At 56.7% G+C, this 25,821-nt stretch carries 28 protein-coding genes; 16 read left to right on the forward strand and 12 right to left on the reverse strand.

Going from position 1 to position 25,821, the window contains the following annotated elements; all coding sequences use genetic code 11:
- Positions 1–48: 48 nt before the first annotated feature.
- The gene (locus tag ACR0CW_RS06290; protein ID WP_480787178.1) at positions 49–1,860 is read left to right on the forward strand and encodes an ABC-F family ATP-binding cassette domain-containing protein; all 1,812 of its coding nucleotides are present in this window, start codon (positions 49–51) and stop codon (positions 1,858–1,860) included.
- 70 nt (positions 1,861–1,930) lie between these two features.
- Here the strand turns inward: ACR0CW_RS06290 and ACR0CW_RS06295 are convergent, their stop codons facing one another.
- The 3 genes from ACR0CW_RS06295 to ACR0CW_RS06305 form a co-directional block, all read right to left on the reverse strand.
- Positions 1,931–2,476, reverse strand: coding sequence for a sugar O-acetyltransferase (locus ACR0CW_RS06295; protein WP_480787179.1), 546 nt, complete (start codon positions 2,474–2,476; stop codon positions 1,931–1,933).
- 9 nt (positions 2,477–2,485) lie between these two features.
- Positions 2,486–3,241, reverse strand: a complete 756-nt coding sequence (locus ACR0CW_RS06300; RefSeq protein ID WP_480740337.1) for a 3-hydroxyacyl-CoA dehydrogenase — start codon at positions 3,239–3,241, stop codon at positions 2,486–2,488.
- 237 nt (positions 3,242–3,478) lie between these two features.
- Complete coding sequence (locus ACR0CW_RS06305) at positions 3,479–4,078, reverse strand: phosphate-starvation-inducible PsiE family protein (protein ID WP_480787180.1); 600 nt, start codon at positions 4,076–4,078, stop codon at positions 3,479–3,481.
- A gap of 213 nt (positions 4,079–4,291) precedes the next feature.
- Between ACR0CW_RS06305 and ACR0CW_RS06310 the strand changes: the two genes are divergently transcribed.
- Positions 4,292–5,644 carry a metal-dependent hydrolase family protein gene (locus tag ACR0CW_RS06310; protein WP_480787181.1) on the forward strand — a complete coding sequence of 451 codons (1,353 nt, stop codon included), beginning with the start codon at positions 4,292–4,294 and terminating at the stop codon, positions 5,642–5,644.
- A 408-nt stretch (positions 5,645–6,052) separates the two neighbouring features.
- Here ACR0CW_RS06310 and tyrS read toward each other — a convergent pair whose 3' ends face one another.
- The 3 genes from tyrS to ACR0CW_RS06325 all read right to left on the reverse strand — a co-directional run bounded on the left by tyrS (position 6,053) and on the right by ACR0CW_RS06325 (position 8,679).
- Positions 6,053–7,303 carry a tyrosine--tRNA ligase gene (tyrS, locus tag ACR0CW_RS06315; RefSeq protein WP_480740344.1) on the reverse strand — a complete coding sequence of 417 codons (1,251 nt, stop codon included), beginning with the start codon at positions 7,301–7,303 and terminating at the stop codon, positions 6,053–6,055.
- An 84-nt stretch (positions 7,304–7,387) separates the two neighbouring features.
- On the reverse strand, positions 7,388–7,912 hold the full coding sequence (locus tag ACR0CW_RS06320) for an MFS transporter (RefSeq protein ID WP_480787182.1): 525 nt from the start codon (positions 7,910–7,912) through the stop codon (positions 7,388–7,390).
- Positions 7,843–8,679, reverse strand: coding sequence for an MFS transporter (locus ACR0CW_RS06325; RefSeq protein WP_480787183.1), 837 nt, complete (start codon positions 8,677–8,679; stop codon positions 7,843–7,845). Before ACR0CW_RS06325 ends, ACR0CW_RS06320 begins: the two co-directional genes overlap by 70 nt.
- Before the next feature lie 340 nt (positions 8,680–9,019).
- On the opposite strand from ACR0CW_RS06325, the gene ACR0CW_RS06330 reads away from it, so the two are divergent.
- Entirely contained in the window at positions 9,020–10,117 is a 1,098-nt protein-coding gene (locus ACR0CW_RS06330) for an anhydro-N-acetylmuramic acid kinase (protein WP_480787461.1), read from the forward strand.
- Here the strand turns inward: ACR0CW_RS06330 and ACR0CW_RS06335 are convergent.
- Both ACR0CW_RS06335 and ACR0CW_RS06340 read right to left on the reverse strand, forming a co-directional pair.
- On the reverse strand, positions 10,114–11,004 hold the full coding sequence (locus ACR0CW_RS06335; protein ID WP_480787184.1) for a fatty acid desaturase: 891 nt from the start codon (positions 11,002–11,004) through the stop codon (positions 10,114–10,116). The two genes, ACR0CW_RS06330 and ACR0CW_RS06335, sit on opposite strands and share 4 nt — an antisense overlap.
- 57 nt (positions 11,005–11,061) lie before the next feature.
- Positions 11,062–11,481: a cupin domain-containing protein gene (locus tag ACR0CW_RS06340; RefSeq protein ID WP_480740352.1), complete on the reverse strand. Its 420-nt coding sequence runs from the start codon at positions 11,479–11,481 to the stop codon at positions 11,062–11,064.
- An 87-nt stretch (positions 11,482–11,568) separates the two neighbouring features.
- On the opposite strand from ACR0CW_RS06340, the gene ACR0CW_RS06345 reads away from it, so the two are divergent.
- A complete protein-coding gene (locus ACR0CW_RS06345; protein ID WP_480787185.1) occupies positions 11,569–12,987 on the forward strand; it encodes a protein adenylyltransferase SelO in 1,419 nt (472 codons plus the stop codon).
- A gap of 47 nt (positions 12,988–13,034) precedes the next feature.
- A complete protein-coding gene (locus tag ACR0CW_RS06350) occupies positions 13,035–13,673 on the forward strand; it encodes a hypothetical protein (RefSeq protein WP_480787186.1) in 639 nt (212 codons plus the stop codon).
- Positions 13,674–13,729: 56 nt separating this feature from the next.
- Here ACR0CW_RS06350 and ACR0CW_RS06355 read toward each other — a convergent pair whose 3' ends face one another.
- Positions 13,730–14,701 carry a cation efflux transmembrane domain-containing protein gene (locus tag ACR0CW_RS06355; protein WP_480787187.1) on the reverse strand — a complete coding sequence of 324 codons (972 nt, stop codon included), beginning with the start codon at positions 14,699–14,701 and terminating at the stop codon, positions 13,730–13,732.
- Between the two features lie 148 nt (positions 14,702–14,849).
- On the opposite strand from ACR0CW_RS06355, the gene ACR0CW_RS06360 reads away from it, so the two are divergent.
- The 6 genes from ACR0CW_RS06360 (at position 14,850) to ACR0CW_RS06385 (ending at position 19,403) form a co-directional block, all read left to right on the forward strand.
- Positions 14,850–15,554 carry an endonuclease/exonuclease/phosphatase family protein gene (locus tag ACR0CW_RS06360; RefSeq protein ID WP_155150789.1) on the forward strand — a complete coding sequence of 235 codons (705 nt, stop codon included), beginning with the start codon at positions 14,850–14,852 and terminating at the stop codon, positions 15,552–15,554.
- Between the two features lie 87 nt (positions 15,555–15,641).
- Positions 15,642–16,055, forward strand: coding sequence for a Fur family transcriptional regulator (locus tag ACR0CW_RS06365; protein ID WP_155150786.1), 414 nt, complete (start codon positions 15,642–15,644; stop codon positions 16,053–16,055).
- A gap of 137 nt (positions 16,056–16,192) precedes the next feature.
- On the forward strand, positions 16,193–17,074 hold the full coding sequence (locus tag ACR0CW_RS06370) for a DMT family transporter (RefSeq protein WP_480787188.1): 882 nt from the start codon (positions 16,193–16,195) through the stop codon (positions 17,072–17,074).
- 144 nt (positions 17,075–17,218) lie between these two features.
- Positions 17,219–18,496 carry a phosphopyruvate hydratase gene (gene eno / locus ACR0CW_RS06375; RefSeq protein ID WP_480787189.1) on the forward strand — a complete coding sequence of 426 codons (1,278 nt, stop codon included), beginning with the start codon at positions 17,219–17,221 and terminating at the stop codon, positions 18,494–18,496.
- 48 nt (positions 18,497–18,544) lie between these two features.
- The gene (locus tag ACR0CW_RS06380) at positions 18,545–19,084 is read left to right on the forward strand and encodes a GNAT family N-acetyltransferase (RefSeq protein ID WP_480787190.1); all 540 of its coding nucleotides are present in this window, start codon (positions 18,545–18,547) and stop codon (positions 19,082–19,084) included.
- Between the two features lie 151 nt (positions 19,085–19,235).
- Positions 19,236–19,403 carry a hypothetical protein gene (locus ACR0CW_RS06385; RefSeq protein ID WP_480787191.1) on the forward strand — a complete coding sequence of 56 codons (168 nt, stop codon included), beginning with the start codon at positions 19,236–19,238 and terminating at the stop codon, positions 19,401–19,403.
- On the opposite strand, the gene ACR0CW_RS06390 is transcribed toward ACR0CW_RS06385, so the two are convergent.
- From ACR0CW_RS06390 to mazG, 3 genes are all read right to left on the reverse strand, one after another.
- Positions 19,400–19,849, reverse strand: a complete 450-nt coding sequence (locus ACR0CW_RS06390; protein WP_480787192.1) for a GNAT family N-acetyltransferase — start codon at positions 19,847–19,849, stop codon at positions 19,400–19,402. The two genes, ACR0CW_RS06385 and ACR0CW_RS06390, sit on opposite strands and share 4 nt — an antisense overlap.
- Complete coding sequence (locus ACR0CW_RS06395) at positions 19,846–20,787, reverse strand: nucleoside hydrolase (protein ID WP_480787193.1); 942 nt, start codon at positions 20,785–20,787, stop codon at positions 19,846–19,848. The genes ACR0CW_RS06390 and ACR0CW_RS06395 overlap by 4 nt, the downstream gene beginning before the upstream one ends.
- Positions 20,788–20,850: 63 nt before the next feature.
- Positions 20,851–21,717, reverse strand: a complete 867-nt coding sequence (gene mazG, locus ACR0CW_RS06400; RefSeq protein ID WP_170330778.1) for a nucleoside triphosphate pyrophosphohydrolase — start codon at positions 21,715–21,717, stop codon at positions 20,851–20,853.
- A gap of 66 nt (positions 21,718–21,783) precedes the next feature.
- Between mazG and ACR0CW_RS06405 the strand changes: the two genes are divergently transcribed.
- From ACR0CW_RS06405 to ACR0CW_RS06425, 5 genes are all read left to right on the forward strand, one after another.
- A complete protein-coding gene (locus tag ACR0CW_RS06405; protein WP_480787194.1) occupies positions 21,784–22,947 on the forward strand; it encodes a M20 aminoacylase family protein in 1,164 nt (387 codons plus the stop codon).
- 53 nt (positions 22,948–23,000) lie between these two features.
- A complete protein-coding gene (gene speB / locus ACR0CW_RS06410) occupies positions 23,001–23,969 on the forward strand; it encodes an agmatinase (protein ID WP_480787195.1) in 969 nt (322 codons plus the stop codon).
- Between the two features lie 59 nt (positions 23,970–24,028).
- Entirely contained in the window at positions 24,029–24,976 is a 948-nt protein-coding gene (speB, locus tag ACR0CW_RS06415) for an agmatinase (RefSeq protein WP_480787196.1), read from the forward strand.
- 63 nt (positions 24,977–25,039) lie between these two features.
- Positions 25,040–25,444: a DUF1499 domain-containing protein gene (locus tag ACR0CW_RS06420; RefSeq protein ID WP_170330768.1), complete on the forward strand. Its 405-nt coding sequence runs from the start codon at positions 25,040–25,042 to the stop codon at positions 25,442–25,444.
- 35 nt (positions 25,445–25,479) lie between these two features.
- Complete coding sequence (locus ACR0CW_RS06425) at positions 25,480–25,818, forward strand: DUF6404 family protein (RefSeq protein ID WP_480787197.1); 339 nt, start codon at positions 25,480–25,482, stop codon at positions 25,816–25,818.
- Positions 25,819–25,821: the final 3 nt, after the last annotated feature.

Consider the following 25,821-nt stretch of genomic DNA (forward strand, 5'->3'; position numbering starts at 1 on the left):
TCGGGTAGGGGCGTTGACGCCCTGATCATGCCGGTTTAGCTGGCTGGCATGGCGAGAATTCCTTTGTTGCAGATGTCCGGCATTTCCCTGACTTTCGGGGGTGATCCGGTATTTTCGGATGTCGATCTGGTGGTCCAACCCGGTGACCGTGTTGCGCTGGTCGGGCGAAACGGATCAGGCAAGTCCACGCTGATGAAAGTGATGGCCGGTCTGGTCGAGCCGGATCAGGGCGATATCGTGATTCCTCCGGGGAAATCCGTTGGATACATGGAGCAGGACCCGGGGATGGAGGGGTTCGCCACACTGGGTGACTACGCTTCAAGCGGGTTGGAGCCAGGTGAACTTTATAAGGTCGAACGCGCGGGTGAGGGCCTGAAATTTGATCCGTCCCGCGCTGTTGAGACCGCCTCTGGTGGTGAACGCCGGCGCGCGGCGCTGGCTAAGCTTATGGCCGAAGCACCTGACCTGATGCTGTTGGACGAGCCCACCAACCATCTGGATATCGAGGCGATTGCGTGGTTGGAGCGGGAACTTGGCGCGACACGTGCGGCCTTTGTGCTGATTTCTCACGACCGGGCGTTTCTGCGGGCATTGACCCGGGCGACTTTGTGGGTCGATCGCGGTGAAGTGCGTCGTCAGGAACAGGGATTTGAGTCGTTCGAAGCATGGCGCGATAAGATCTGGGAAGAAGAGGACCAGAAGCGGCACAAGCTGAATCGTCTGATCAAGTCCGAAGCGCGTTGGGCGGTCGAAGGCATCAGCGCCCGTCGCAAACGCAACCAAGGCCGTGTTCGTGCCCTTCAGGCCTTGCGCGCAGAGCGGGCATCGCAGATCAAGCGGCAGGGTTCGGCGGCGATGTCTTTGGAATCTGGCCCGAAATCCGGCAGAAAGGTCATCGAAGCCAAAGGGTTATCCAAGTCATTTGATGGCAAGCCGATTGTCCGAAACTTTGATTTGTTGGTGCAACGCGGTGATCGCGTGGCCTTTGTCGGTCCGAACGGAGTTGGAAAAACTACGCTGCTGAAAATGCTGCTGGGCCAGAGCGATCCTGATGAAGGGACGGTGACATTGGGTACCAATCTTGAAGTCGCTGTCTTTGATCAGACCCGCGCTCAACTGGATCCCGAGATGAGCCTTTGGGATAGCCTGACCGGAGACCCCGAAATGCGGGTGTCAGGTAAGGCCGATCAGGTGATGGTGCGCGGTCAGCCCAAGCATGTTGTGGGGTATCTCAAGGAATTCCTGTTCGATGATCAGCAGGCAAGAGCGGCTGTTAAGTCCTTGTCTGGTGGGGAAAAAGCGCGATTGCTGCTTGCCAAACTGATGGCAAAATCATCGAACCTGCTGGTGCTGGACGAACCGACAAACGATCTGGACGTTGAAACACTGGACCTGCTGCAGGAATTGCTGGACGACTTTGACGGGACAGTTCTGCTGGTGAGCCACGACCGGGATTTCCTGGACCGGGTTGCGACGACAACGGTTGCGATGGAAGGAAACGGTCAGGCCACTGTTTATGCAGGTGGATGGTCAGACTATATCGCCCAACGTGGCGATGTGACTGCCAAAAAGGAAGAAAAAGCAAAGATCAACAAGCCTAAGGTCAAGCAGGAGGCAAAGCCGAAATCCGGGTTGTCCTTTTCCGAAAAGCACCGATTGGAAAAACTGCCGTCCGAGATTGCAAGGCTTGAAGCAGAGATTGCCAAACTGGAAGAGTTGATGTCGGACCCCGAATTGTTTTCGCGGGAACCGGTCAAGTTCCAGAAGGCCACAGATGCGTTGGTCGAGCGGCAGGAAAAACTGTCTGCTGCAGAGGAAGAATGGCTGTTGCTGGAAGAAAAGGCTGAGGCAGGATCTTAGGATTTGTACAAGGTCCGAACGCCTCCTTATCCGGTTTGTACAATTCTCGGCTCAAGCCAAATGAGAGCGTTCAGGTGATCGGGCGCGCCGGATTGCCGACGACGGTGACGCCGTCGGCGATGTCTTTGGTCACAACACTGCCTGCACCAATCGTGGCGTTGTCGCCAATCGTCACTCCGGGAAGAATGATTGCGCCTCCGCCGACCCAGACACTTTGACCGATGGTTACGGGCAGGGCGATCTCAAGACCTTGTGCGCGTTCAATCGGATCCTGCGCATGTTGGGCACAGTAGATCTGGACGCCGGGGCCGAACATAGTATCACTGCCGATACGAACAGGTGCGGTGTCAAGAATGGTGCACCCAGCGTTGAAATACACCCGCTCACCCAGGTGAATGTTCAGGCCGTAGGCGCAGTGAAACGGGGCTTCGAGGAAACAGCCTTCACCAGTTTCGGCAAAGAGGGACTTTAACTCAGGTGCAAGCGGACCGCGCAAATCCGGTGCGGTGTGGTTATGGGCATGGACCGCGCGCCGGGCCTGCATGCGCAGGTCCTCTAGTTCGGGGTCCATGCAATTGTACCACTGGCCGGACTGCATTTTCTGCCGCTCGCTCATGAGGCAGACCTAGCGCATCCGCAGCGCGCCGTCGATGCGGATGACCTCGCCGTTCAGATATCCCATCTCGACAATGAACCCTGCCAGGCGCCCGTACTCTCGCGGATCGCCCAGACGAGGCGGATTGGGCACATCAGCCGCCAGTTGCTGCTGCACCTCTTCCGGCAGACCGGCCAGCATCGGGGTCATGAAGATACCCGGCGCAATGGTCATCACCCTGATACCGCTGGAGGCAAGGTCACGCGACATGGGCAGGGTCATACCGACCACACCGCCTTTGGACGCGGCATAAGCGGCCTGACCCTTTTGGCCGTCAAAGGCGGCAATAGACGCCGTGTTGATGATCACACCGCGCGCACCGTCTGACTCAGGGTCGTTCTTGGCCATTTCGGCTGAGGCAAGGCGGGATACGTTGAACGTGCCGACAAGATTGATGTCGATTGTGCGCTGGAAGGCATCCAAAGGGTGGGGGCCATCCTTGCCAACGGTTTTGATACCGTAGGCGATACCGGCGCAGTTTACTGCCGCAGTAATCTTGCCCATTTTTTCGACTGCCAGAGCGATGGCTGCAGCAACGGACGCTTCGTCGGTTACGTCCGTCTGTGCAAAATGCCCACCAATCTCAGCCGCAACCTGCGCGCCACGCTCGGCATCACGGTCCAGGATCGTGACCTGCGCACCATTTTCGGCAAAGTAACGGGCGGTGGCTTCTCCCAAACCCGACGCGCCGCCTGTGATAATGGCGGCAGTGGTGGACAATTGCATGGCGGGCTCCTCTTCCCGTAATATGAACATGTGTTCAAATAATCGGAAGAGCCTGTTGCTGTCCAGTCATGTGGTGAGGGGGAAGTCATGGAGTGTCTGTTCTCAGCCCTTAGTGAGACTTCAACATCCACTATTGTCTTGCTCACACAGCAAGTTGCCGAGCGTAGGGACTGAAGTTTCAATGTCGCTATGTAAAAGACGACGGTGCCCAGAATTGTGGGCACTTGAAGTTTCGACTTACGGTTTTCTAGCAATAAGCCAATACGTTATGCCCAATGCAAGGCCGATTGCTGCGTAACCAAGAAAGTACTGAGGTTCCAAATTTTTGTCATCGAGCGTGATGATCTTTCGAGCTACCGCCATTAAGGCTGTCGCGACAACTAGCTTGATGTGGATGACGTCGGCGGTCAGATAGAGAGTGATATTTGTATAAATCTCTATCGCAATGAGTACGACCAACACAGCACTGAAAACCGCGAGAAGGTCACTGACCTCTAGGATATAAACAGGCGGTTCCATCAACTTCAGAAATGTTGTGAAACCGGCATCAATGATGGCTAGTAGAATGATGCCGAGCATGAGAACGGACAAAGCTCTGACACCGTGGCGGATCATGCGGTTGCACCATCGAACGATGGCGTCTTCATGATCAGGGTCTAGTTCCACATGCGCTGGGATGGGCTTGCTTTCATCACCACTCACTGCAATCTCCAGTTCCGTTTTTGGCTCGCCAGCAGGAAAGATGTCATCCAGATGCATCGCCCACTTTGGCTTTGACAGAAGTCTCACACAAAACGAATGTGTTTTTCTAGGCTGATCTGTTGGATATCCAAACATGCCGATGAGGTTGTTGCCAACTTTCTCAATGGGTTATTTCGACAAGTGGGTTAAACAGCTTGCGGAGATTGAGCGATGTCCCAAGTAGTCTCCGCTTTAGAAGTCGACTGCGTGGCCGCGAGCTGACGCTCTGAAACGCGTGGTTGCGTTGACTTAGACTACCTTGCACGCAATTCTGGATCGTGATCGCACATATTCGAATGGGTTCAAGCAATGACCGTCGTTTTAGTACGCGCAATTCTATCCGCTACACTGTCGTTCCTTTTGGCTTTCGGAGTGGCGGCGCAAGACGAACTGCCGCGAACGCTGTTCGTCGATGTAGACGTTTTTGACAGTGAAAGCGCGGCGGTCATTGAGAACGCCAATGTCCTTGTCGAGGGCAATTTGATTGCCAGGGTATCGACCGATCCGATCGAACCGAATGGTGCTGTTGTCATAGACGGCCAAGGACGGACTTTGATCCCCGGTCTGATAGACGGCCACAACCACATCATGCTGCCGACCTCGCCCTTGGCCTTGGCGTATAACCTTCACTGGTCATACACGGGCGCCCTGGTCACGCGAGAAGCGGAACGCATGTTGATGCGAGGCTTCACGACATTGCGGGACGCAGGTGGCCCGTCCTACGGTATCGCGAAGGCGATTGACGAAGGTATCGTTCCCGGGCCACGAATCTTTAGTTCGGGTCACTGGATCGGCCAGACATCCGGTCACTTTGACTTCCGTCTGTACAATGACACCCATCACCGTCAGCGCACTGAGCGAACTGCCTTTGAGCGCGAATGGTCGTTCATCGCTGACGGCGTATCTGAGGTGCGGGCAGCCACCCGAGAGGTGCTGCGCCTCGGGGCCACTCAGATCAAAATCAGCCTGGGTGGAGGCAACTCCACTCCCTATGATCCATTGGATACAACCCACTACAGCCCCGAAGAAATCCGCGCTGCGGTTGAGGCTGCTGAGGACTGGAATACCTATGTCATTGTTCATGCCTACACTGATGAGTCTGTCATCCGGGCGCTCAAGGGCGGGGTAAAGAGCATCGATCATGGCAACATGATTTTTGAGGAAGAGACCATCCGTGCCATTCGCGATGCCGGGGCCATTCTCAATCCGCAGTTTCTGATCTTCACGCCGGACGAGAATATGTTGGCCGCAGGCGATCCCGCGACCATCGAGAAGGGCGCGCCACTGCGCGACAATGTCGAAAACTATGTTGCGTTGATCAAAAAATATGACCTTCCGATTGCGTTCGGTGTTGACCTGTTTGGAGCCCCTGAGCTTATGGCTATGCAGAACCTTGAGTTCGAACGCCGAGGCCGCTGGTGGTCAGGTGCAGAAGTATTGCAACAGGCCACTTTCAACACTGCAAAGCTATTGGAGATGTCGGGACCGCGAAATCCCTACCAGCAGGGACCACTAGGTGTGATTGAAGCGGGAGCATACGCGGATTTGATATTGGTGGACGGTGACCCAGTTGAGGACATCAACTTGCTGGTCGACCCGGAGGCTAACTTTCTAATTATTATGAAGGATGGTGTTATCTACAAAAACACGCTTGGGGGTTAATGTAATTCCACATGTAACTGATTCTTTTATGTTTTAGGGTTTGGTTTTGGCGACCCTGCCACCACTAACCCGAGACGGGCATGACTAGCTTGCTCCAGAATCGGAAGCAGCTTTTTTCAGCGCTTGGGGTGTTGTCGCGCTACTTCAGTGATTTCGCCATCTGCAACCCCGAAGATCTGTAAAAGCAATCTGCCGGTGTTGGTCGGCGGCTGTGTTCAATCCACGATATTCTGCAAAGTCCGATTTCTTCACATCGCCAGCTTTCGTCTGGCGCAGTGCGGAATACGCAACGAATGGCCGCTGTGTTTGCAAACTGAGCATTCAACGCATCCAAATGGGTCGAGCCCGCAATTGAAAACGGCCACCCCGATGGGTGGCCGTCTATTTCGACGCTCTGACTGGGGCTGTTTACCCCAACTGAACCAATGCGTGGCGCTTTTTACCTGCGCTCAGCTTGATGGGTGAGGACAGCGCGTCGGCATCAATCATTAGACCGGTATCGGTCAGGGGCGCGTCGTCCAGCTTGGCGCCGTTTTCGGCGATCAGGCGCTTGGCCTCCTTGCCGGATTTTGCCAGACCGGACTTCACGATGATCTGCACAATCGACATGCCGTCACCCAGTTCATCCGCGCTGAGGGTCAGTGTGGGTAGATCGCCCCCGACACCACCTTTTTCGAATACTTCACGCGCTGTCGCTTCGGCGGTCGCAGCGGCTTCGGCACCGTGCAGCAGGGTGGTGACCTCGTTGGCGAGGCGGATTTTGGCCTCGTTGATCTCGGACCCGGCCAGAGCGCCCATCCGATCGCATTCTTCGACAGGCAGTTCGGTGAAGATCTTCAGGAAGCGCCCCACATCCGCATCGGTGGTGTTGCGCCAGAACTGCCAGAACTCGTAGGCCGACAGCATATCGCCGTTCAGCCACACCGCGCCGCCTTGCGATTTGCCCATCTTGCGGCCGTCGCTGGTGGTCAGAAGGGGCGTGGTCAGGCCATAGATCTCGTGATCCAGCACCCGGCGGGTCAGGTCGATGCCGTTGACGATGTTGCCCCACTGGTCTGAACCGCCCATCTGCAGAACACAGCCATAGCGGCGGTTCAGCTCGAGGAAGTCATAGGCCTGCAGGATCATGTAGTTGAACTCGAGGAAGCTCAGCGATTGTTCACGATCCAGCCGTGATTTCACCGATTCAAAGCTCAGCATCCGGTTGACCGAGAAATGCCGCCCAATGTCGCGCAGGAAATCGAGGTAGTTCAGGCTGTCCAGCCATTCGGCATTATTCAGCATCAGAGCGCCGGTTTCACTGTCGTCATAGGACAGGTATTTGGCGAAGACCTGCTTCATGCCTGCGATATTGGCGTCGATCTGTTCGGGACCCAGCAGTGGGCGTTCATCAGAACGGAACGAGGGGTCACCCACCTTGGTGGTGCCACCGCCCATCAGGGTAATCGGTTTGTGGCCGGTCTTCTGCAACCAGCGCAGGACCATGATGTTCATCAGGTGACCCACGTGCAGTGACTGCGCCGTGGCGTCATACCCGATATAGGCTGTTTGCACCCCGCTGATCAGTGCCTCATCAAGGCCCTGATAATCGGTGCAGTCGGCGAGAAAGCCGCGCTCGATCATCGTGGCGATGAAATCCGATTTGGGGTGGTAGGTCATGTCGTGCCTCGGGTTAATGTTGCGGGGCACTGTATAGGCGGCGCTGTGGGTAAGGAAAAGGCACCTTTTCCATGAAAAATGACCTTATTGCTGCGTTGTTGCACCCGCAGTTTTGGTAGGTGGCAGACCAAAGGCATAAAACATTGCGATCAGGTTGAGAGCCGCAAGAACAATGAGCGGTGTGACCGGGTCGTGAAAATGCGCCACCGCACCAAGGATCGCGGCGAATACCATGCCGACAACCCCGGCACTGACATCTCCCAGAGCAACAAGATAGGGGCGTTCCTTTTCGTTGGTCTTTTCGATGATGTAGAGGTAGCGGCCATAGATCACACCGTTGCCGCCCAGCGACAAAAGCATGATGACCAGCGCATACAGCCAGACGTTTTGGGCGTAGCCGGTGAAGGTGAATCCCAGTGCGATGATGGCCGAAAGTGCAGAGATCAGACAACCCAGCCACATCACGGGTTTGACTGAGATACGCCCACTGAGCCAACCCCAGACAATCGATCCGATCACAACGCCTGCACTGGCGCCGATCACAAAATAGCTGAGCGAGTGTTTCGTGCCCACGTGGAAAGTTGCTGCGTGGATCGTGTAGAAGGGCATGGCAAGTTCAACCGAGACAAACAGCAAGCGCGCGAACAGGAATTTGCGATACCATCTGTAGGCCATGCCTGTTTTGAAGCCGGTGACAAGCTCGGCCATTGGCTTCGGTTTTTTACCTTGGGGGCAGGATGAAGCCTTTCTTCCTCGAATATGCGTACGCCGGCAAAGCTGATGCCTGCAGCAAACATTGCTGTCACGCCGCACCACATGACGACGATGTGACGTTGCATCGGTTGGTCTGATACCAAAAGATCTTTGGTAATCCAGACCACAATGATGGCCAGAATTCCTGAGATGGTGGCTTGTGCGAACACCATGCGGTTGCGCTTGGCGTCGGGGATCGAGATCCCATAGATCTGACTGGTGCCCAGGCTGGTGATACCCTGGCATAACCCCATGACCACTGCTGTTGTCAGGAACAAAAGAACGATCATGACATTGGGCAGATCGGTCGCGAAAAGGGCGACCATCGCCAGTACCGCACCGGTCAGGATGTTGGGAACATAGACGGCCAGCTTTGCGCGGGTGGCGCGGTTGATGAAGGGCGACATGAAGATTTCGGCGATCAATCGCGACCCGGTGACAAAGGGCAACAAGAGCCCGGCAAAGAAGGTTGGCGCCCCCAGCGCAAGGTAGAGAAAGGGCAGAACGAGTGTCGGATTGACCAGTTGCCCACCGATCGTGGCCAGCGCACCAGACCAGAAGATCAGCTGATAGTTTCTGCCCTCTGCCGGGGGACTTACCTTAGGCGTTTGCGTCTGTGCCATTTATCAATGGGCCATCTACCGTTTGATCCAAGCCCGCACCATAACGTCTGCTCCGGGCCAGCTATGACTTAGTTGAACGATCTGTGTGAGCAGAATGCTTGCCGATTTATTAACTTGTTGCAACGATCACGGGGTTTCCGGGTTAGGTGTGCCGAAGAGCGGGCGCGTAGTAGGGGTGTTGGAGTTGGGGCTCTCCGCACAAAAAACACGTTCGCCGGTATTCATGTGCCTTGCCTTGCCTTTGCAATCGCGGGCAGGGTGAACACGCCGTATTGCAAGAGCCGTACGCAGCCAAGCAGGAGAGAACGTGGTGAAGCAAGCCATCAAACGGGTTGGGGCGATCAAGGCTCTGGGTGCGATGTCAGGCACCTCGCTGGACGGTGTGGATGCCGCTATGGTCGAAACAGACGGGCAGTCCATCTTTGGCTTCGGAGAGTCGCGTTATCGGGCGTATTCCGATGAAGAGCGTGCAATGCTGCGCGGCGCGCTAGGGCAGTGGCACGGGGCAGAGGTGGAAAGGGCCGGTGAATTGGTCACCCATGCCCACGCAGATGTTCTGTCCGAATTCGAAGATGTGGACCTGATCGGCTTTCATGGTCAAACGCTGGCACATGAGCCGCGCGGTCGGGGGACGCTGCAGGTAGGTGACGGCATCGCGCTGTCGCAGGCGCTGGGTTTGCCGGTGGTTTGGGATTTCCGCAGTGATGATGTTGCCATGGGGGGCGAGGGTGCACCCCTGGCGCCGTTTTTTCACTTCGCCTGTGCCAAATGGATCGGCGCCGACATGCCAATCTGCTTCCTGAATTTGGGTGGTGTCGGGAATCTGACTTATGTAGACCCGTCCTTTGATGGTCCGGAAATGCCGGGGGCATTATTGGCCTTTGATACCGGGCCTGCAAATGCACCGGTGGATGATCTGATGCAGGCACGATTGGGCAAACCGATGGATCGGGATGGCGCTGTCGCCCGCGGCGGTACGGTCGAGACCGGAGCGCTGGAGTTGTTTCTGGCTGAACCGTTCTTTGCCCGGATGCCGCCGAAATCGCTGGATCGCAATGACTTTGCCGAAATGATCGGTCTGGTGAAGGAACTCAGCGATGCGGATGCAGTTGCGACGCTGACCGGGATGTGCGCGGCTGGCGTTGCACAGGGAATGGAACACTGCCCGAAACCGCCCGCACGGGTTTTGGTCACGGGCGGCGGACGACACAATCCGGTTCTGATGGAGATGCTGCGTGTCTCGTTGGATTGCCTGGTTGAGCCTGTTGAGGCCGTCGGGCTGGATGGGGACATGCTGGAGGCGCAGGCCTTTGCCTATCTCGCCGTCCGGGTTGCGCGCGGGATGCCGACCTCTTGCCCGGGAACGACGGGGGTGCAAGCGCTGGTAGGGGGCGGTGTTGTTTCTGCCCCGATGCGCGGAGCAGTCAGCAGTGCTTAACGCGTGATCGATCGCGCATAATCTGCAGAAAATTCTGTATATCCGTCTGATGTCGACTTCAGGTGTTTCTGTGTCCATTCATGGAACACCGGAAGCTGATGGAACGGGACGTTGGGAAAGGAATGATGCTCGGCATGGTAGGGCATGTTCCAGGCCAGAAAACGGACGATCCGGTTGGTAAAAGTAGTCCGCGAGTTTTCGAGCATATTTGCCACCGGCGGGCAGAGCCCGTGTTCAGCCAGCAGATAGATGCGCAATACCGGTTGCGCGACGAGAACGGGTAACAGCCAGACCCAGAAAAGAGCTGGTGAAAAGAACAGGCTCAGGGCGGCAAGCGCATAAATGCCGAGGAGAATGCGGGCTTCAGTCTTCATCGCGCCATGCTGGCGTGCTGGCAGATAGGGGGCGTCGATACGACCCAGTGCGTTCATCACCAACACTTTTGCCATTCCGCTCCAATAGAACCAGCCGCTCAGGTAGATCAACAGACAGCCCCAGCTGTCGGGGCGCGGTTTTCCACCAAGCTCGGGGTCGCGCTCTGGATCGTTTGTCCATTTGTGGTGCGCGAGGTGGAAATACCGGAACCACACAAAGGGCAGGGCGATCGGAACTGAGATAAGGTGCCCGACTGCCTCATTCAGCCAGCCCGACTTAAACGGCGTCTTGTGAGTGCATTCGTGGCTAAGCGTGAACAGAAACACCAACAGAATGCCTTGCGGCAGGATTAGCAGCGGCCAAAGCGGGACCTGCATCAGAATTCCGGCGCTGATCACCGTTATTGCAGTGAAGTAAAGCACCAGATGCTTCAGCCCGGCTATATCCGAGCGTTGTTGCAGCTGGTTTTTGGCTTCCGGTGGCAGCGAGGCTATCAGGGCGCGATGATCCATAACGTGACATTAGATGCCCGGTGAAATGGATCAAGCCCTTGTCGCGGGCGCTAGGGTCTAACCGCGCGGGATGTCGAAATCGGGCTCTGCCAGTTCGAAACCATCGAATTCGAATCCGGGGGACACCGTGCAGCTGACCAGCGTGTAGTCGCCGGTGGTGCGGGCGGCTTGCCAATGTCCTTTGGGGACAATCAATTGGGGGGCACCCTGAGACAGGTCCGGAGACAACAGATGTTCGGTGGCCGGCCCCTGATCGGTTTCACTGAGAGACAAGATCAGCGGTGCGCCGGAGTGATACAGCCAGATCTCAGTCGCATCGACACGGTGCCAGTGGCTGCTTTCTCCCTCCCGCAGCAGGAAATAAATACATGTGCCGGTGGCACGGCCTTCATTGTCGGCTCTCCATGTTTCCTTGAACCAGCCACCCTCGGGATGTTGTTGCAGGCCGAGGTGATCGATGATGTCTTGCGCTGTCATTGGGATCCTCTTGTATTTTCGCGCGATTATGCACGGGACAGGACGATCCGCTATGGCAATCGTCAGCACAGGCCATATGTTTGCGACATGACCCTGACGATCCCCTTCGACAACAGTTACGCCCGGCTGCCGGACACCTTTTATTCCCGACAGGCCCCCGAGCCCGTACGTGCACCGCATCTTATCGCCTTCAATGAAGATCTCGCCAGTATACTGGGGATCTCGGCCGGAGACGTGAAAGAAATGGCCGAGGCCTTTGCAGGAAACTCTGTGCCTGATGGGGCAGAGCCCTTGGCGCAGCTCTATTCCGGGCACCAGTTCGGGCACTATAACCCTCAGTTGGGGGACGGGCGTGCCGTACTACTGGGAGAGACGGTAGGCACTGATGGTATCCGGCGGGACATACAGCTGAAGGGGTCAGGCCGTACGCCTTACTCCAGACAAGGAGATGGACGCGCCTGGCTGGGGCCTGTGCTGCGCGAATACGTCGTGTCCGAGGCGATGCATGCGCTGGGCATTCCGACCACCCGTGCGCTGGCGGCTGTTGAAACCGGCGAGGTTGTCCTGCGTGAGGGACCAATGCCCGGTGCAGTGCTGACCCGCGTGGCGCAGAGCCATCTGCGCGTGGGTACATTTCAGGTATTTGCCGCGCGAGGGCAGCTGGACAGTCTGCAGCGGCTTACTGAATACGCCATTGCCCGCCATTATCCCGAAGCGGAAGGGCCCATGGGATTGCTGCGCGCAGTGAGGGATGCGCAGGCAAGCCTTATTGCGCAATGGATGAGCGTGGGTTTCATCCATGGGGTTATGAATACCGACAATTGCTCAATCGCTGGCGAGACCATTGATTATGGCCCCTGTGCGTTCATGGACACATATCATCCCAACACGGTCTATAGTTCCATCGACCGCATGGGGCGCTATGCCTATTCCAGTCAGCCTGAAATCGCGGTGTGGAATGTCGCGCAACTGGCCACGGCGCTGATCCAGCAGGTGGAAGACAAAGAAGCCGCTGTTGAGGAAGCGACCGAGATCGTTCATGCGATGCCAGCGCTGTTGCAGGAAAACTGGATGATGAGGTTCCGTGCCAAGATCGGTTTGGCAACAGAGGACGATGGCGATCTGGACTTGCTGTCTGATCTTCTCACCCGGATGGCGCAGAACCAGGCGGATTTCACTAACACCTTCCGTGCGCTGGGCAGCGAGAATGCGCGGGATCAGTTCACCGACCCCGCAGCCTTTGACGATTGGGCTGAGGGTTGGCGCGTGCGACTGCAGCGTGAAGAGATACCGCAGAGGGTCATGGAAGTAGCCAATCCGGCCTTTATCCCGCGCAACCACCGGGTCGAACAGATGATCCAGGCTGCTGTAAAAGGCGACTATGAGCCCTTCCACAGGCTGGGTTCGGTACTGGCAACGCCATATCTCGATCAGCCGGAGAATGCAGACCTGACCCGTCCACCAACAGAGAGCGAAGTGGTGCATGCGACGTTCTGCGGGACCTAGAGTGTTTTCATTGATGGTTCTTACAGGCGACGTTTCGTTCGTGGTCAGTGTGTCTTCCTGAATTTCAAAACGAGAATATAATGATACAAAATCAGACGTTTACTTTGGTTCTTTCAATTGCGCTATCATTGCCCGCGGCGAGTATCGCATTCGCTGACAAAACACCGTTGATCAGCGCCTTCGATTACTGCACAGAATGGGCCTACACCGGTAAACAACAAGTCTTTCCAGGCGATTGGGAAGCAGTCCTCGCTAATGCTGAATTCAACAACAGCAGAGTTTCGTTCTATCTAAACAAAGAGGCGCCCTACGTGATTACCACTACGGTGCGATCTTCCGGTGATCGGGTGTGTAAAGTCAGTCCGGCAGATACCGCCGAAACGACACTGACTTGGGCGAATGGTGTGGTTGAAGTCGGTGAGTATTGGCGTGACGCTCAATTCATCGACAACGCCGCAATACAGCAGCAACTGCGCATGATGAATCTGGACCTTCAGGAAGATCCCAATGTGCACAGTCTTGTCCGCTCTGAAGAAAGTGGAACTGAGATATTTCTTGTTTGCAGTTCTGTAGACAGCCGGATGTTAAGCGTTTCACCAGCGCAAGGGACGCCGCTTGGCTGGGAGTTGAGCGCAATCTGGCGAGATGAGCCGCCGACTGGTCCTGCGGTTGAAAACTGCCACTGATAAGTTCAGACAAATTGGTGCATCAATAGTAGTTACTTTCCTCGTAGGTCGGACGGTTAGGGACGGGTCTGATACGGGTTGATGGAATCCGGCCAGCGTCGCGGGTGCTTTGTGATCATCAGAAACACATCCGATCCATCAATCGCCTTGCGCGCATCGCTGATCAGGCGAAGGTTCAGGTCGTCGATCTGCTCGGCGGTGACGGGGCGGCCGGGATCATAGTAGACGGTTACGAGGAAAGAGCGGCCCTGTTTGGTGACTGACATGTCCTGCAGGGTGCCGCCGTCTTCGGTTAGCGTTGCACGCAGCGCACGACGGGCCGTGGCCAGATGCTCGGGGCTGGCGACGACATTTGCCAGCTCTCCCAGACCCCCGCGAAAGTCGCGTACGTAGGAACCTATGGCCAACAGGCAGAGCAACAGTACGATGATCGAGTCGCCAATTGGTGCGATCGGGGCCAGTGGTCCGTCTCGGAACATATAAATGGCTCCCAACCCGATGCCGGCGGCGGCCGTGATCAGCCCGTCGAACAGTGCAGCTTTGGATTCAAGCCTGAGGATCGAGCTGACCTTACCGGTCTTGCGCCATGTGAAATGATGGAACGCCCAGAGGAACAAACAGGTTAGTCCGATGACAGCGAAATAAACGAACATCGGTGCGAAGTTCAGCGGCTCGGGCATCATGCCATTGAAATAGCTATAGATGTTCTTGGCTGCGTTTGTGATCGCGAATAGCACAAGTCCCAGCAGTGACAGAGACCTGAAGGTCGAAAAGATCGCCTCGTCCGCAGCATAGCCGAAGGGACGCAGTTTGTCGGGACCCGCATCGACACGCTGGCTGATCCGTCGCCCCAGAAAGGCCGATCCAAACCCGATCAGCGAGAACAGGCCGTCCATCATGATCGCGTTCGAATTGGACAGCACACCAGCAACGATCCCTGCTGCAGCCATGAACAGATTGCCCCACATTGCGATCACCAGAGAACGACCTTCCAGACGTTTGGTGCTGCTTGTGTTCTGTGTTGCCATTTTATGCGATCCCGATGTGGTCTCAGACGTTTCATCAATAGCCATTTAGGCAAGTGGGGCCAACACTTGCGCGGATGTTTTGAAACTCGGGGTTGCACTGCGTCCATGGCAGGGCAATCTTAGGGGCTGAACGATATTTCAGGACATCATGACCCGAGCATCGACCTTACGGCTGGCCAGCTACAACATACAGAAATGCGTCGGGCTGGATTTCCGCCGTCAGCCTCAACGCATCATGCAGGTGCTGGATCGGTTGAAGGCCGACATCGTGGTGTTGCAGGAGGCTGACAAGAGACTGCCGCCACGGCCAGCCGCGCTGCCACATTTCATGCTTGATGAGGCAGGCTGGCAGATTGTTGATCTTGGCGGGGCTGGAAGCCTTGGTTGGCACGGGAATGCCGTGATCTGGCGGGGGGAGGGGATCTCGGTCCAGCAGACCGGTCATCACGAACTGCCAGGGCTTGAGCCGCGCGGGGCCGTGCGGGTTGAGTTTGATACGCCCATCGGACCGTTGCGTGTGATGGGGATGCACCTTGGTCTGTTGCCCGCATCGCGACGTCAGCAGATCACCCATATTCGCAGATGTGACTCGGATCTGAATCAGATGCCAACAGTTTGGGCCGGAGATTTCAACGAATGGTCTCGGCAGCCCGTGCTCGATAATCTGGCCCCGGATATGCGGTTCCTGCCGCCAATGCCCAGCTTTCCCGCGGCGCAGCCGTTGGGGGCACTGGATCGTATTGCATTGGGTGATGGGCTGCGCGCCATGGCACATGGTGTGCACGGCGAGCGGCCTGCGCATATCGCCTCGGACCATCTGCCGATCTGGGCAGACCTTCAGCGGGTTGCGTGAATTGCCCTGCCGTAAAGCGCATTTCCCCTGTGGCGCAAGCGCGCCAGACGTACTAAGACAGAAACCCGAACAAGTCTGAGGGGTATCATGTCGGACACGATCATCGCACGTTGCGAAGCCAAAGGGCTGCGCATGACCGGTCAGCGCCGGACCATTGCCCAGGTCCTTCAGCAAAGCGAGGATCATCCTGATGTCGAGGAGCTGTACGCCCGCGCCTCGGCTATAGATTCGGGCATCTCGATCGCAACAGTCTATCGGACTGTGAAGCTGTTCGAAGAAGCTGGCATTCTTGAGCGGCTGGAGTTCGGTGACGGGCGCGCGCGATATGAAGACGCCGAACGGGACCATCACGACCACCTGATCGACATGCAGTCCGGAGAGGTGATCGAATTCGTCGATCCCGAGATCGAGGCATTGCAGGAAAAGATCGCCGCAAAGCTTGGGTATAAGCTGAAAGGTCACCGGCTGGAACTGTACGGCGTCCCGCTGGAACAGGACTGATCCATCACGAAACGCGATTGGTCGCCTCACGGCAATTCATCAAACCTGTCGTAATATGGCTTGCTACGTCGCAAAAGTTACGCTTTTGCTGACGTAAGGGCGCAGATTTTTGTCAGCCCATCCCTACGGACACGCGCATGAATAACGTAAACGGCATCTTGCTGATCATCGGATCGATGGCGGCTTTCTCACTTGAGGATATGTTCATCAAGCATCTGTCGATCAGTGTATCGACGGGGCAGATCATGATCGTGTTGGGTTTGTTCTGCGGGCTGGTCTTTGTACTGATGTCTCTGGCGACCCGTAAACGCATCTTTGATCCCGTTGCGTGGCAACCGTTGCCATTGGCCCGAGCCTGGGCTGAGGCGGTTGGTGCTTTGACCTTTGTTACCGCGTTGTCGCTGGTCGAGTTGTCCACGGTCGCGGCGGTTTTTCAGGCGATGCCGCTGGCCGTAACCATGGGCGCGGCGCTGTTTCTGGGTGAACATGTCGGATGGCGGCGCTGGAGCGCGATTGGTATCGGCTTTGTCGGTGTCCTGATGATCATTCGTCCCGGGCTTGAGGGTTTTGAGCCTGAGTCGCTGTTCGTCGTAGCCACCGTGATTGCCATCGCCGCACGAGACTTGCTGACACGTAAACTGGATGTTCGTGTACCTTCATCCGTTGTCGCCTTGCAGGCCTACATCGCTGTCGCGCTGGCAGGGGTTGCGTTGATGGTGTTTTCAGCACAGCCGGTCGTGCCGTTGCAGGCGGTACAGGTTGGTCCTTATCTGGGTGCCATCGGCTTTGGAGTTCTGGGCTATTACGGCATTGTAACGGCCATGCGCATCGGAGAGGCCTCGGCCCTGACGCCGTTCCGCTATACCCGTCTGGTCTTTTCGATCGCCGCCGGGATGCTGATGTTCGGGGAACGCCCCGATGCGATGACGATCGCAGGTGCATCGCTGATCATCGGGTCGGGCATGTACACCTTTATCCGTGAACGCAGGCTGGCGCGCGAAATGGCAGTCGCAGCCTGACGGATCGTCGCACGTTGGCGCAAACAGAAAATGTTAGCCCTAAAGGCCGGAAAATAGGCGTGTTAGCGATAACGGAGCCGGTTTACTTTTTGCCCGGTGCTGTTATGAGGCATGCAACCAAAGTCATCTTTAGGGACCGGTATCATGAGCACCATCATCGACATCCATGCACGCGAAATTTTGGACAGCCGGGGTAATCCCACTGTTGAGGTGGACGTTATTCTGGAAGACGGCACCATGGGCCGTGCCGCTGTACCTTCGGGCGCGTCGACCGGTGCCTATGAAGCCGTCGAAAAACGCGATGGTGACAAGTCCCGTTATATGGGCAAGGGCGTGCTAGAGGCCGTGGCAGCAGTGAACGGAGAGATCGCCGAGGAACTGGTTGGTTTTGACCCGACCGAGCAGGTCGCCATCGATCAGGCGATGATCGAACTCGACGGGACCGAGAACAAGGGCCGTCTGGGCGCCAATGCCATTCTGGGTGTCTCGCTGGCGACAGCCAAGGCTGCTGCGGATTTTACCACACAACCTCTGTATCGTTATGTCGGTGGTACTTCGGCCCGTGTTCTGCCTGTTCCAATGATGAATATCATCAACGGCGGTGAACACGCTGATAACCCGATCGACATTCAGGAATTCATGATCATGCCGACGTCCGCCGCGAATATCCGCGAAGCCGTGCGCATGGGTTCTGAGGTCTTCCACACGCTTAAGCGTGAGCTGTCGGCGGCTGGTCTTGCCACCGGTGTTGGCGACGAGGGCGGCTTTGCCCCTAACATCGCTTCCACCCGCGAAGCACTGGATTTCATCCTGCAGTCCATTGAAAAAGCAGGCTACAAGCCGGGTGAGGAAATCCACCTGGCGCTGGATTGCGCGGCAACCGAATACTACAGGGACGGCAAGTATGTCCTGTCGGGTGAGAACATCTCGCTGACGTCCGAGGAAAACGCCGAATATCTGGCGGCGCTGGTCAAAGACTACCCGATCATCTCGATCGAAGATGGTATGTCCGAGGATGACTGGGACGGCTGGAAGGCCCTGACCGACGCCATCGGTGACAAGGTGCAGCTGGTGGGCGACGACCTGTTCGTGACCAACCCGGCACGTCTGGCCGAAGGGATTGAGCGTGGCTGTGCCAACTCGATGCTGGTCAAGGTAAACCAGATCGGATCGCTGACCGAAACGCTGCGTGCAGTCGATATGGCGCACCGCGCACGTTACACCAACGTTATGTCGCACCGCTCGGGCGAGACCGAGGACGCAACCATTGCTGATCTGGCGGTTGCAACCAACTGCGGTCAGATCAAAACCGGCTCGCTTGCGCGATCGGACCGGTTGGCCAAGTATAATCAGCTGATCCGGATCGAGGAATCGCTGGGCGAAGTTGCCGAGTACGCAGGCGCGTCGATCCTTCGCAAATAACTACTGTGATGCTATGTTGATACCTGGGTACTTCCCCGGGATCGTATTTTGCTGAGTATTATCAATCCAGAAACGCCGGACCAGCTGGACGCGGTTCGGCGTTTGTGTTGGGAGTATCGAGATTTTCTGCTGACGCTGGACGAAAGATCGGTGCAAATCGTGCAGGCTGTCTATCCACAGGAAAAGTATGCCCGCGTGTTGGAGGCGATCGAAACCGATCACATGCCGCCCTCTGGTGGGATGAGGTTGGCGTTGTTGAATGGACAGCCGATAGGGTGCGGGATGTTTCACACGCTTGAACCCGGGGTGGCAGAAATCAAGCGAGTGTATGTCAACGAGCAGGCACGCGGCACCGGCGCGGGCTGTGCGATCATGCTGAGTCTTATTGAACAGTGCCGGAGCGATGGATTCGAGTACATTCGGATGGACACGGGAAAACCTCTTGAGGCGGCGACTCGGTTATACCTGTCCTTAGGCTTTCAGTTGCGTGACGCGTATTCAGATCTGCCAGAGATTGTCGAAGGCCATCTATTGTTCTTTGAAATGTCACTACGCCCGGATCAATCTGGGTCGGACACTAAGGGTTAAGATATCATTTTGAAATTTTGACCTACTGAGTACCAAAAGTAGGGTTATAGGCAAATATTCGCCGACATAAATATCCTTATGTGTGAACTTGTACCTAACGAGACAGGCGCATCGTGACCTATGCTGCTTGCATTGCAGAAAGGAGAACACGATGCCTGTATCCAAATTCCTTCTGGTAATTTCCGCCCTCTCGCTGGGACTGATAGCTGCTTGTGCCGGCCCGGGAACCTATCCGATCACCGGTCAAAAGGCGTCGCCGGACGATCCTGTTCAGGAAATGTACAATCCAAATGTGATCTTCCGCGGGGAGTCGCGCTAGAGCTTCTTGCTCATGAGCGCATAGCGGTCGCGCAGCTTGAAGCCTGTCCGAAGATAGAGCTTTTGTGCCGACTCGTTCGCGCGGTCAACTTCCAGATGCAGGGCAGTCAGCCCTGCACCAGCCAGTGCCTTGGGAAGTTCCAGCAGAACTTCGGTGGCAATTCCACGGCCTCGGACTGCAGGGCGGATGTAGATCTCATCCACAAAGCCGTCCATTCCGCCGAATTCGACGGACCAGCCGAATGTCAGGATGATATAGCCCAGTGGCGCGCGGCCCGGCCCGATGAGATAGATGCAGCCATGAGGGATGCCTTCGAGCAGGGGGAGCAGCGCTTCGCACAGTTGATCAGCATCCTGTTCGATGCCTTCCTCGGCGTGAAAGGCAGAGACGAGGGTCATCAGACGGTCAAGATCGTCCGGGCGGGCGAGGCGCAGTGCGGCAGTCATAGCCGCGCCAGCCGTTCGGTGAGCAGGTCAAAGAACCCGTCCGCATCCACATCACCGATAAACAGGGCGTTGGGTTTGCGATCTGTAACGCCCCACCAGTCGGCGACGGTCATGCCCATGGTCAGTTCGGACTGGGTTTCAATTTCGACGTTCACGTGCCGACCTTTAAACAGCTCGGGCTTGATCAGATAGGCTGTTACGCAAGGATCATGAAGTGGGGCACCTGCGCTGCCATATTTTTCCTTGTCGAAACGTTCGAAGAAATCGGTCATCTCGGCAACGGCAATGCCAACCTTGCTTCCCAGTGCGCGGAAGGCGTCGTTGCGGGGCTTTGTAACCAACGCCTTGTGCGTCACGTCCAGAGGCATGACAACAATTGGTGCGCCAGATTTAAACACAATGTCAGCGGCTTGCGGGTCAACGTGAATGTTGAATTCAGCCGTAGGAGTGATGTTGCCAACCTCGAAATAAGCACCACCCATCAGAATTATTTCCTGCACGCGTTCAACGATGTCAGGTGCTTTCTGAAAGGCGGCTGCGATGTTGGTCAGAGGGCCCAGCGGACAGAGGGTGACGGTACCCGGCTCATGCGTGCGTAGGCTGTCGATGATGAAATCGACAGCATGGCCTTCGGTCAGTTCCATTTGCGGGTCAGGCAGATCAGGACCGTCGAGGCCGGTTTTGCCGTGCACATGTTCAGCGGTTACCAGAGGGCGGTTCAGCGGTCGATCACATCCGGCATAAACCGGCACATCGGTATGGCCCGCCAATTCGCAAACGATCCGCGCGTTTTTGGTGGTCAGATCCAGCGGCACGTTACCTGCGACTGCGGTAATGCCCAGAACCTCGATCTCTTCGGGGCTGGCCAGCGCCAGCAGGATCGCAACGGCGTCATCCTGTCCGGGGTCTGTGTCGATGATGATCTTGCGCGCAGTCATGGATGGCCTCCGGGATATTGAAGGACGGACACTGGCAAGTGTCGCCGCTCTTGTCTAGCAAATTTACGCGCTTCCGCGGGCCGTGTTTGCCATTGCTGGCGGGAGTTTGCCGTTGGCGCGATGTTCTTCGGTTTTGACCTCGTCCCAAAGAGCATCCATTTCCTCGAGGGTGCTGTCCGTCGGGGTTTTACCCCGATCAGCCAGCCGAGCCTCGACTTGCTCGAACCGGCGGGTGAACTTGGCGTTGGTGCGGCGCAGAGCGGCCTCGGGCTCGATACCCAAATGACGACCCAGATTTACCATCACAAAGAGCAGATCGCCGAATTCATCCTCAAGCGCGTCTGCGTCCATACTTTCGCGCGCCTCTTCCAGCTCGGCGGCTTCTTCGGTGATTTTGGCCAACACGTGGCTGGCATCGGGCCAGTCAAACCCCACGCGAGCCGCACGCTTTTGCAATTTGTGCGCCCGCAGGAGGGCCGGCAGGTTGGCAGCCACACCGTCAAGTGCACCTTGCTGTTCCTTGCCTGCGCGTTCGGCGGCTTTGATCGTTTCCCAGTCCTTCGTCTGCTGTTCAGCCGATTTGTCGCGGGATTCATCGCCAAAGACATGCGGATGGCGGGCCACCATCTTGTCGGACATGGTCCGCACCACATCCTGAAACGCAAAATGACCGGCTTCTTCGGCCATTTGGGCGTGAAATACGGACTGGAACAACAGGTCGCCCAATTCGCCCTTCAGTTCATCCCAGGCCTGTCGTTCGATGGCGTCTGCGACCTCATAGGCTTCTTCAATCGTATAGGGCGCGATAGTGCCGAAATCCTGCTCGATATCCCACGGACAACCGGTTTCCGGGTCACGCAGACGGCGCATGATTTCCAACAAACGTTCGATACCTGCGTCCGAGTTATGGATCAGCGGATTTTCAGCCATTGCGAAGCCCCTTATTCCGGTGTCAGATGCATCCATCTCGCAGCTTGGATCAGGAGTCCACCCCAGATGCCCGTCGTCAACCGTATTGCCGATTTTGCCACCGACATGGCCACATGGCGCCAGCACCTGCATACAATCCCTGAGCTGGAATTCGAATGCTACGAAACAGCGGCCTTTGTCGCCGAGCGTCTGCGCGAGTTTGGCGTGGATGAGCTGCATGAGGGGATCGCCAAGACCGGTATCGTCGCGATCATCAACGGTCAGGGCGAAGGACCGACGATTGGCCTGCGGGCGGATATGGACGCGTTGCCGATTCCCGAAGAAACCGGCGTTGACTATGCCTCGAAGAATCCAGGTAAGATGCATGCCTGTGGCCACGACGGGCACACAACGATGTTGCTGGGGGCCGCACGTTATCTGGCCGAAACCCGGAACTTCCGCGGCCGGGTTGCTTTGATCTTTCAACCTGCCGAGGAAGAGGGCGGCGGAGCCGGGGTTATGGTTCAAGAAGGAATCATGGACCGGTTCGACATCGCGCAGGTTTATGCGCTGCATAACGCGCCCGGCTTTGTGGAAGGCTCGTTCTATACAACGCCGGGTCCGATCATGGCTGCTGTCGATACGTTCGAGGTTCACATTCAGGGCGTCGGTGGACATGGGGCTATGCCGCATGAAACCCGCGATCCGGTCATGGCGGCCTGTGGTATTGCGCAGGCGATTCAGACCATCGTCAGCCGCAATCACTACGCTCTGGACGATCTGGTTGTGTCGGTGACACAAATCCATACCGGCACGGTGAACAACGTGATCCCGGACACCGCCTATATCAACGGCACGGTACGGACCTTCGACCCGGCGGTGCAGAAGATGGTTATGGAACGCATGGAGCAGATCGTGCAGGGACAGGCCACGTCGTACGGGGTGGAGGCGCGGCTTGAATACGATGTGAGTTATCCCGCCACGATCAACGACCCGGAAAAGGCCGCTTTTGCCGCCGACGTGGCGCGCGAGGTTTCGGGGGCTGAACGGGTCACCGAAAACACCGGTCGCGAGATGGGGGCCGAGGATTTTTCATACATGCTGCAGGAACGGCCCGGAGCCTATCTGTTTCTGGGGCAGGGGGACGGTGCGGGGCTGCACCATCCGAAATACAACTTCAACGACGAAATCGCGCCGGTGGGTGCATCCTTTTTCGCGAAGATCGTGGAAAAGGCGCTGCCTGTGGCTTGACGTTAGCGCGCGTCGCCAGCCCATCGGGAACCTTGGGAGGAAGATAACCCGAAATGGCATTGGAAGATGCAAAGACTCAGGTGGACGAGGCGTTCACCAACCCGGATCTCAAAGGCCTGTCCTTTGAGAACACATTTGGTGGCGCGACCTCGTTTCTGCGCCGGCTTTATACGAAGGAACTGAAAGGCGTAGACATCGCGGTGACCGGCGTGCCGTTCGATCAGGCGGTTACCAACCGTCCCGGTACCCGGTTGGGACCACGTGCCATTCGCGAGGCCAGCGCGTTGCAGTCCCCCGACGCACCCTATGGCTGGCCGTTTGATGCGCTCAGCGAACTGGCAATCATCGACTACGGGGACATGGCATATGACTATGCCAATATCCCTGCCTTTCCAGATACGCTGACCGATCACATTCGCACGATACTGGAGGCGAATGTCGCTTCGGTGACGCTGGGCGGAGATCATTACATCAGCTTTCCGATCCTGAAAGCCTATGCCGAGAAATACGGGCCTATGTCTCTGCTGCAGTTTGATGCGCATACGGATACATGGGCCGATGACGACATGTCACGCGTGGATCACGGAACCATGTTCTACAAAGCGGTGAAGTCCGGGATCGTGGACCCCAAGCGATCGGTTCAGGTGGGGATACGCACCACCAACGAGGACACATTGGGCGTCAACATCATCGACGCACGTGAGGTTTATGAATCCGGACCGGCCGCCGTAGCCCAGAAGATCAAGGGGATTCTGGGCGACAGTCCGGTTTACCTGAGCTTCGACATCGATGGGTTGGACCCGGCCTTTGCACCAGGAACCGGGACACCTGTTTGGGGTGGTCTCAGCTCGATTCAGGCGCAGATCATCCTGCGGGATATCGCGGGGATCAACATCAAGGGCGGGGATGTGGTTGAGGTATCGCCTCCATTCGACACGTCTGGTGCCACTGCGATTGCCGGGGCACATGTGGCAACGCAGATCATCTGCCTGCTGGGGTGGAACAAGCTGGAAAAGCTTTAACCTTTGGTTAGGCATAATCCCGGTAAGTGCTTGGTGAAGAACCGGATCGGAGAAAGTACATGACCCAATTCAACCAGCCGATTGGCGGCAATGATCTGGCGCGGTTCTCGGGGCCGAATACGTTTATGCGGCTACCGCAGGCGTCCTCTCTGGATGGGCTCGATGTGGCTGTTCTTGGGATTCCGATGGATATCGGCACGTCTTGGCGCTCGGGTACGCGGTTTGGCCCCAAACAGATCCGTAGCGAAAGCGCGATGATCCGGCCATATAACATGGCCACCTTTGCTGCCCCATTCGATAACCTGCAGATTGCCGATATCGGGGATCTGGCGATCAACACGTTTTCGCTGTCGGATAGTCTGAAGATTATCAAGGAAAGCTATGACGGCATTCTGGCACAGGATGTCATTCCCGTTGCGATGGGGGGCGATCATTCGATCACCCTGCCAATTCTGCGCGCAATGGCAGCCAAACATGGTCCGGTTGCCCTGGTGCATGTTGATGCCCATGCCGACGTCAATGACGAGATGTTTGGTGAGCGCGAGACCCATGGCACCGTATTCCGCCGCGCCTATGAGGAAAATCTGATCGTTCCTGACAAGACCTTTCAGATCGGTATTCGGGGATCTGGCTATGCCGCCAGCGATTTCACCGAAGCGCAGGGGTGGGGATTCCGTCAATATCCGGCGTGGGATATCTGGCAGCAGAACCTGACCCAGATCGGGTCTTTGATCCGCAAGACGATCGACGGACATCCGGTCTATATCACCTATGATATCGACAGTCTGGACCCGGCTTATGCGCCTGGGACCGGAACGCCTGAAATTGGCGGGCTGACTACACCGCAGGCACTGCAACTGATCCATGCACTGCAGGGGATGAATGTCGTTGGTTGTGATCTGGTCGAGGTCTCTCCACCCTATGATCCATCGGGCAATACTGCGCTTACGGCTGCGAACTTGTTGTTCGAAATGCTGTGCATTCTTCCAGGCGTGACGTCGCGGTAAGGACTGGTTGAACATCTTGTTCACCGATGCGTTCCGGCTAGGTTCGGTTGAAACAGGTGCGGGATGAAGATGACTGTAGTTTGGGTATTGGTATGCGCGGGGCTTTTGCTGGCCGGTTACATCCGTCTTGCCCCTTCCGATCCCTCCCGTTGGCATGTGGCACCTGTGGGCGAAACCAGCAGGGACATGATGGGCGCGGTAGTGCGGGTCGTTGAAACCGGCCCGGACGGGCTTGCACGGCTGGATGTGGTTGCGCGTCAGTCCCCTCGTACCAGTGTTTTGGCCGGGTCGGTCGACGAGGGAATGGTGACTTATATCACCCGAACTCGGTTGATGGGATTTCCGGATTATACCACCGCGCAGCAGGATGGTGACGCGCTGCGTATCCACGCAAGGCTGCGTTTCGGGCGCAAGGATTTCGGAGTGAATAAAGCGCGGGTTGAAAGCTGGCTAGGGCAGCTTCAATAGGTTGAAAATAAAAACTTAATTCCCATATTGGTGGTATGAGTGATTATGAAGCCAAGTTTCAGAGGGCAACCGCTGAATTGGAAGATGCGGGACTGCAAGAGCCCGGAAAATCCACCCCATATGTTCGCTTTTTCAGACGTGCCGGATGCAGGCCGAAACCGGAACTCTATCGGACCAAGGTATCGCGATTGACGTGGGATCCACTGGTGATGGGAGGCCTTTGGGGGCTGGGTTTATATGTATTTCTCTCACCTCCGCTTTGCATGGTCCCACGATTGGCTATATGCTCTCTACTCTTTGGTGACAGCATGGCGCTTTGCGCGGTCCGGACGACGCGCAGAAAGCACAAGCTAAGCAAGTGGGAAGATCTGTAGGTG

This window comes from Ruegeria sp. CH6, from assembly GCF_056537005.1.

Coding starts and splice junctions, on each gene's coding strand:
- ACR0CW_RS06290 (WP_480787178.1), top strand. CDS start 49: ATGGCGAGAATTCCTTTGTTGCAGATGTCCGGCATTTCCCTGACTTTC.
- ACR0CW_RS06295 (WP_480787179.1), bottom strand. CDS start 2,476: ATGAGCGAGCGGCAGAAAATGCAGTCCGGCCAGTGGTACAATTGCATG.
- ACR0CW_RS06300 (WP_480740337.1), bottom strand. CDS start 3,241: ATGCAATTGTCCACCACTGCCGCCATTATCACAGGCGGCGCGTCGGGT.
- ACR0CW_RS06305 (WP_480787180.1), bottom strand. CDS start 4,078: ATGTTTGGATATCCAACAGATCAGCCTAGAAAAACACATTCGTTTTGT.
- ACR0CW_RS06310 (WP_480787181.1), top strand. CDS start 4,292: ATGACCGTCGTTTTAGTACGCGCAATTCTATCCGCTACACTGTCGTTC.
- tyrS (WP_480740344.1), bottom strand. CDS start 7,303: ATGACCTACCACCCCAAATCGGATTTCATCGCCACGATGATCGAGCGC.
- ACR0CW_RS06320 (WP_480787182.1), bottom strand. CDS start 7,912: ATGCCCTTCTACACGATCCACGCAGCAACTTTCCACGTGGGCACGAAA.
- ACR0CW_RS06325 (WP_480787183.1), bottom strand. CDS start 8,679: ATGGCACAGACGCAAACGCCTAAGGTAAGTCCCCCGGCAGAGGGCAGA.
- ACR0CW_RS06335 (WP_480787184.1), bottom strand. CDS start 11,004: ATGGATCATCGCGCCCTGATAGCCTCGCTGCCACCGGAAGCCAAAAAC.
- ACR0CW_RS06340 (WP_480740352.1), bottom strand. CDS start 11,481: ATGACAGCGCAAGACATCATCGATCACCTCGGCCTGCAACAACATCCC.
- ACR0CW_RS06345 (WP_480787185.1), top strand. CDS start 11,569: ATGACCCTGACGATCCCCTTCGACAACAGTTACGCCCGGCTGCCGGAC.
- ACR0CW_RS06355 (WP_480787187.1), bottom strand. CDS start 14,701: ATGGCAACACAGAACACAAGCAGCACCAAACGTCTGGAAGGTCGTTCT.
- ACR0CW_RS06360 (WP_155150789.1), top strand. CDS start 14,850: ATGACCCGAGCATCGACCTTACGGCTGGCCAGCTACAACATACAGAAA.
- ACR0CW_RS06365 (WP_155150786.1), top strand. CDS start 15,642: ATGTCGGACACGATCATCGCACGTTGCGAAGCCAAAGGGCTGCGCATG.
- ACR0CW_RS06370 (WP_480787188.1), top strand. CDS start 16,193: ATGAATAACGTAAACGGCATCTTGCTGATCATCGGATCGATGGCGGCT.
- eno (WP_480787189.1), top strand. CDS start 17,219: ATGAGCACCATCATCGACATCCATGCACGCGAAATTTTGGACAGCCGG.
- ACR0CW_RS06385 (WP_480787191.1), top strand. CDS start 19,236: ATGCCTGTATCCAAATTCCTTCTGGTAATTTCCGCCCTCTCGCTGGGA.
- ACR0CW_RS06390 (WP_480787192.1), bottom strand. CDS start 19,849: ATGACTGCCGCACTGCGCCTCGCCCGCCCGGACGATCTTGACCGTCTG.
- ACR0CW_RS06395 (WP_480787193.1), bottom strand. CDS start 20,787: ATGACTGCGCGCAAGATCATCATCGACACAGACCCCGGACAGGATGAC.
- mazG (WP_170330778.1), bottom strand. CDS start 21,717: ATGGCTGAAAATCCGCTGATCCATAACTCGGACGCAGGTATCGAACGT.
- ACR0CW_RS06405 (WP_480787194.1), top strand. CDS start 21,784: ATGCCCGTCGTCAACCGTATTGCCGATTTTGCCACCGACATGGCCACA.
- speB (WP_480787195.1), top strand. CDS start 23,001: ATGGCATTGGAAGATGCAAAGACTCAGGTGGACGAGGCGTTCACCAAC.
- speB (WP_480787196.1), top strand. CDS start 24,029: ATGACCCAATTCAACCAGCCGATTGGCGGCAATGATCTGGCGCGGTTC.
- ACR0CW_RS06420 (WP_170330768.1), top strand. CDS start 25,040: ATGAAGATGACTGTAGTTTGGGTATTGGTATGCGCGGGGCTTTTGCTG.
- ACR0CW_RS06425 (WP_480787197.1), top strand. CDS start 25,480: ATGAGTGATTATGAAGCCAAGTTTCAGAGGGCAACCGCTGAATTGGAA.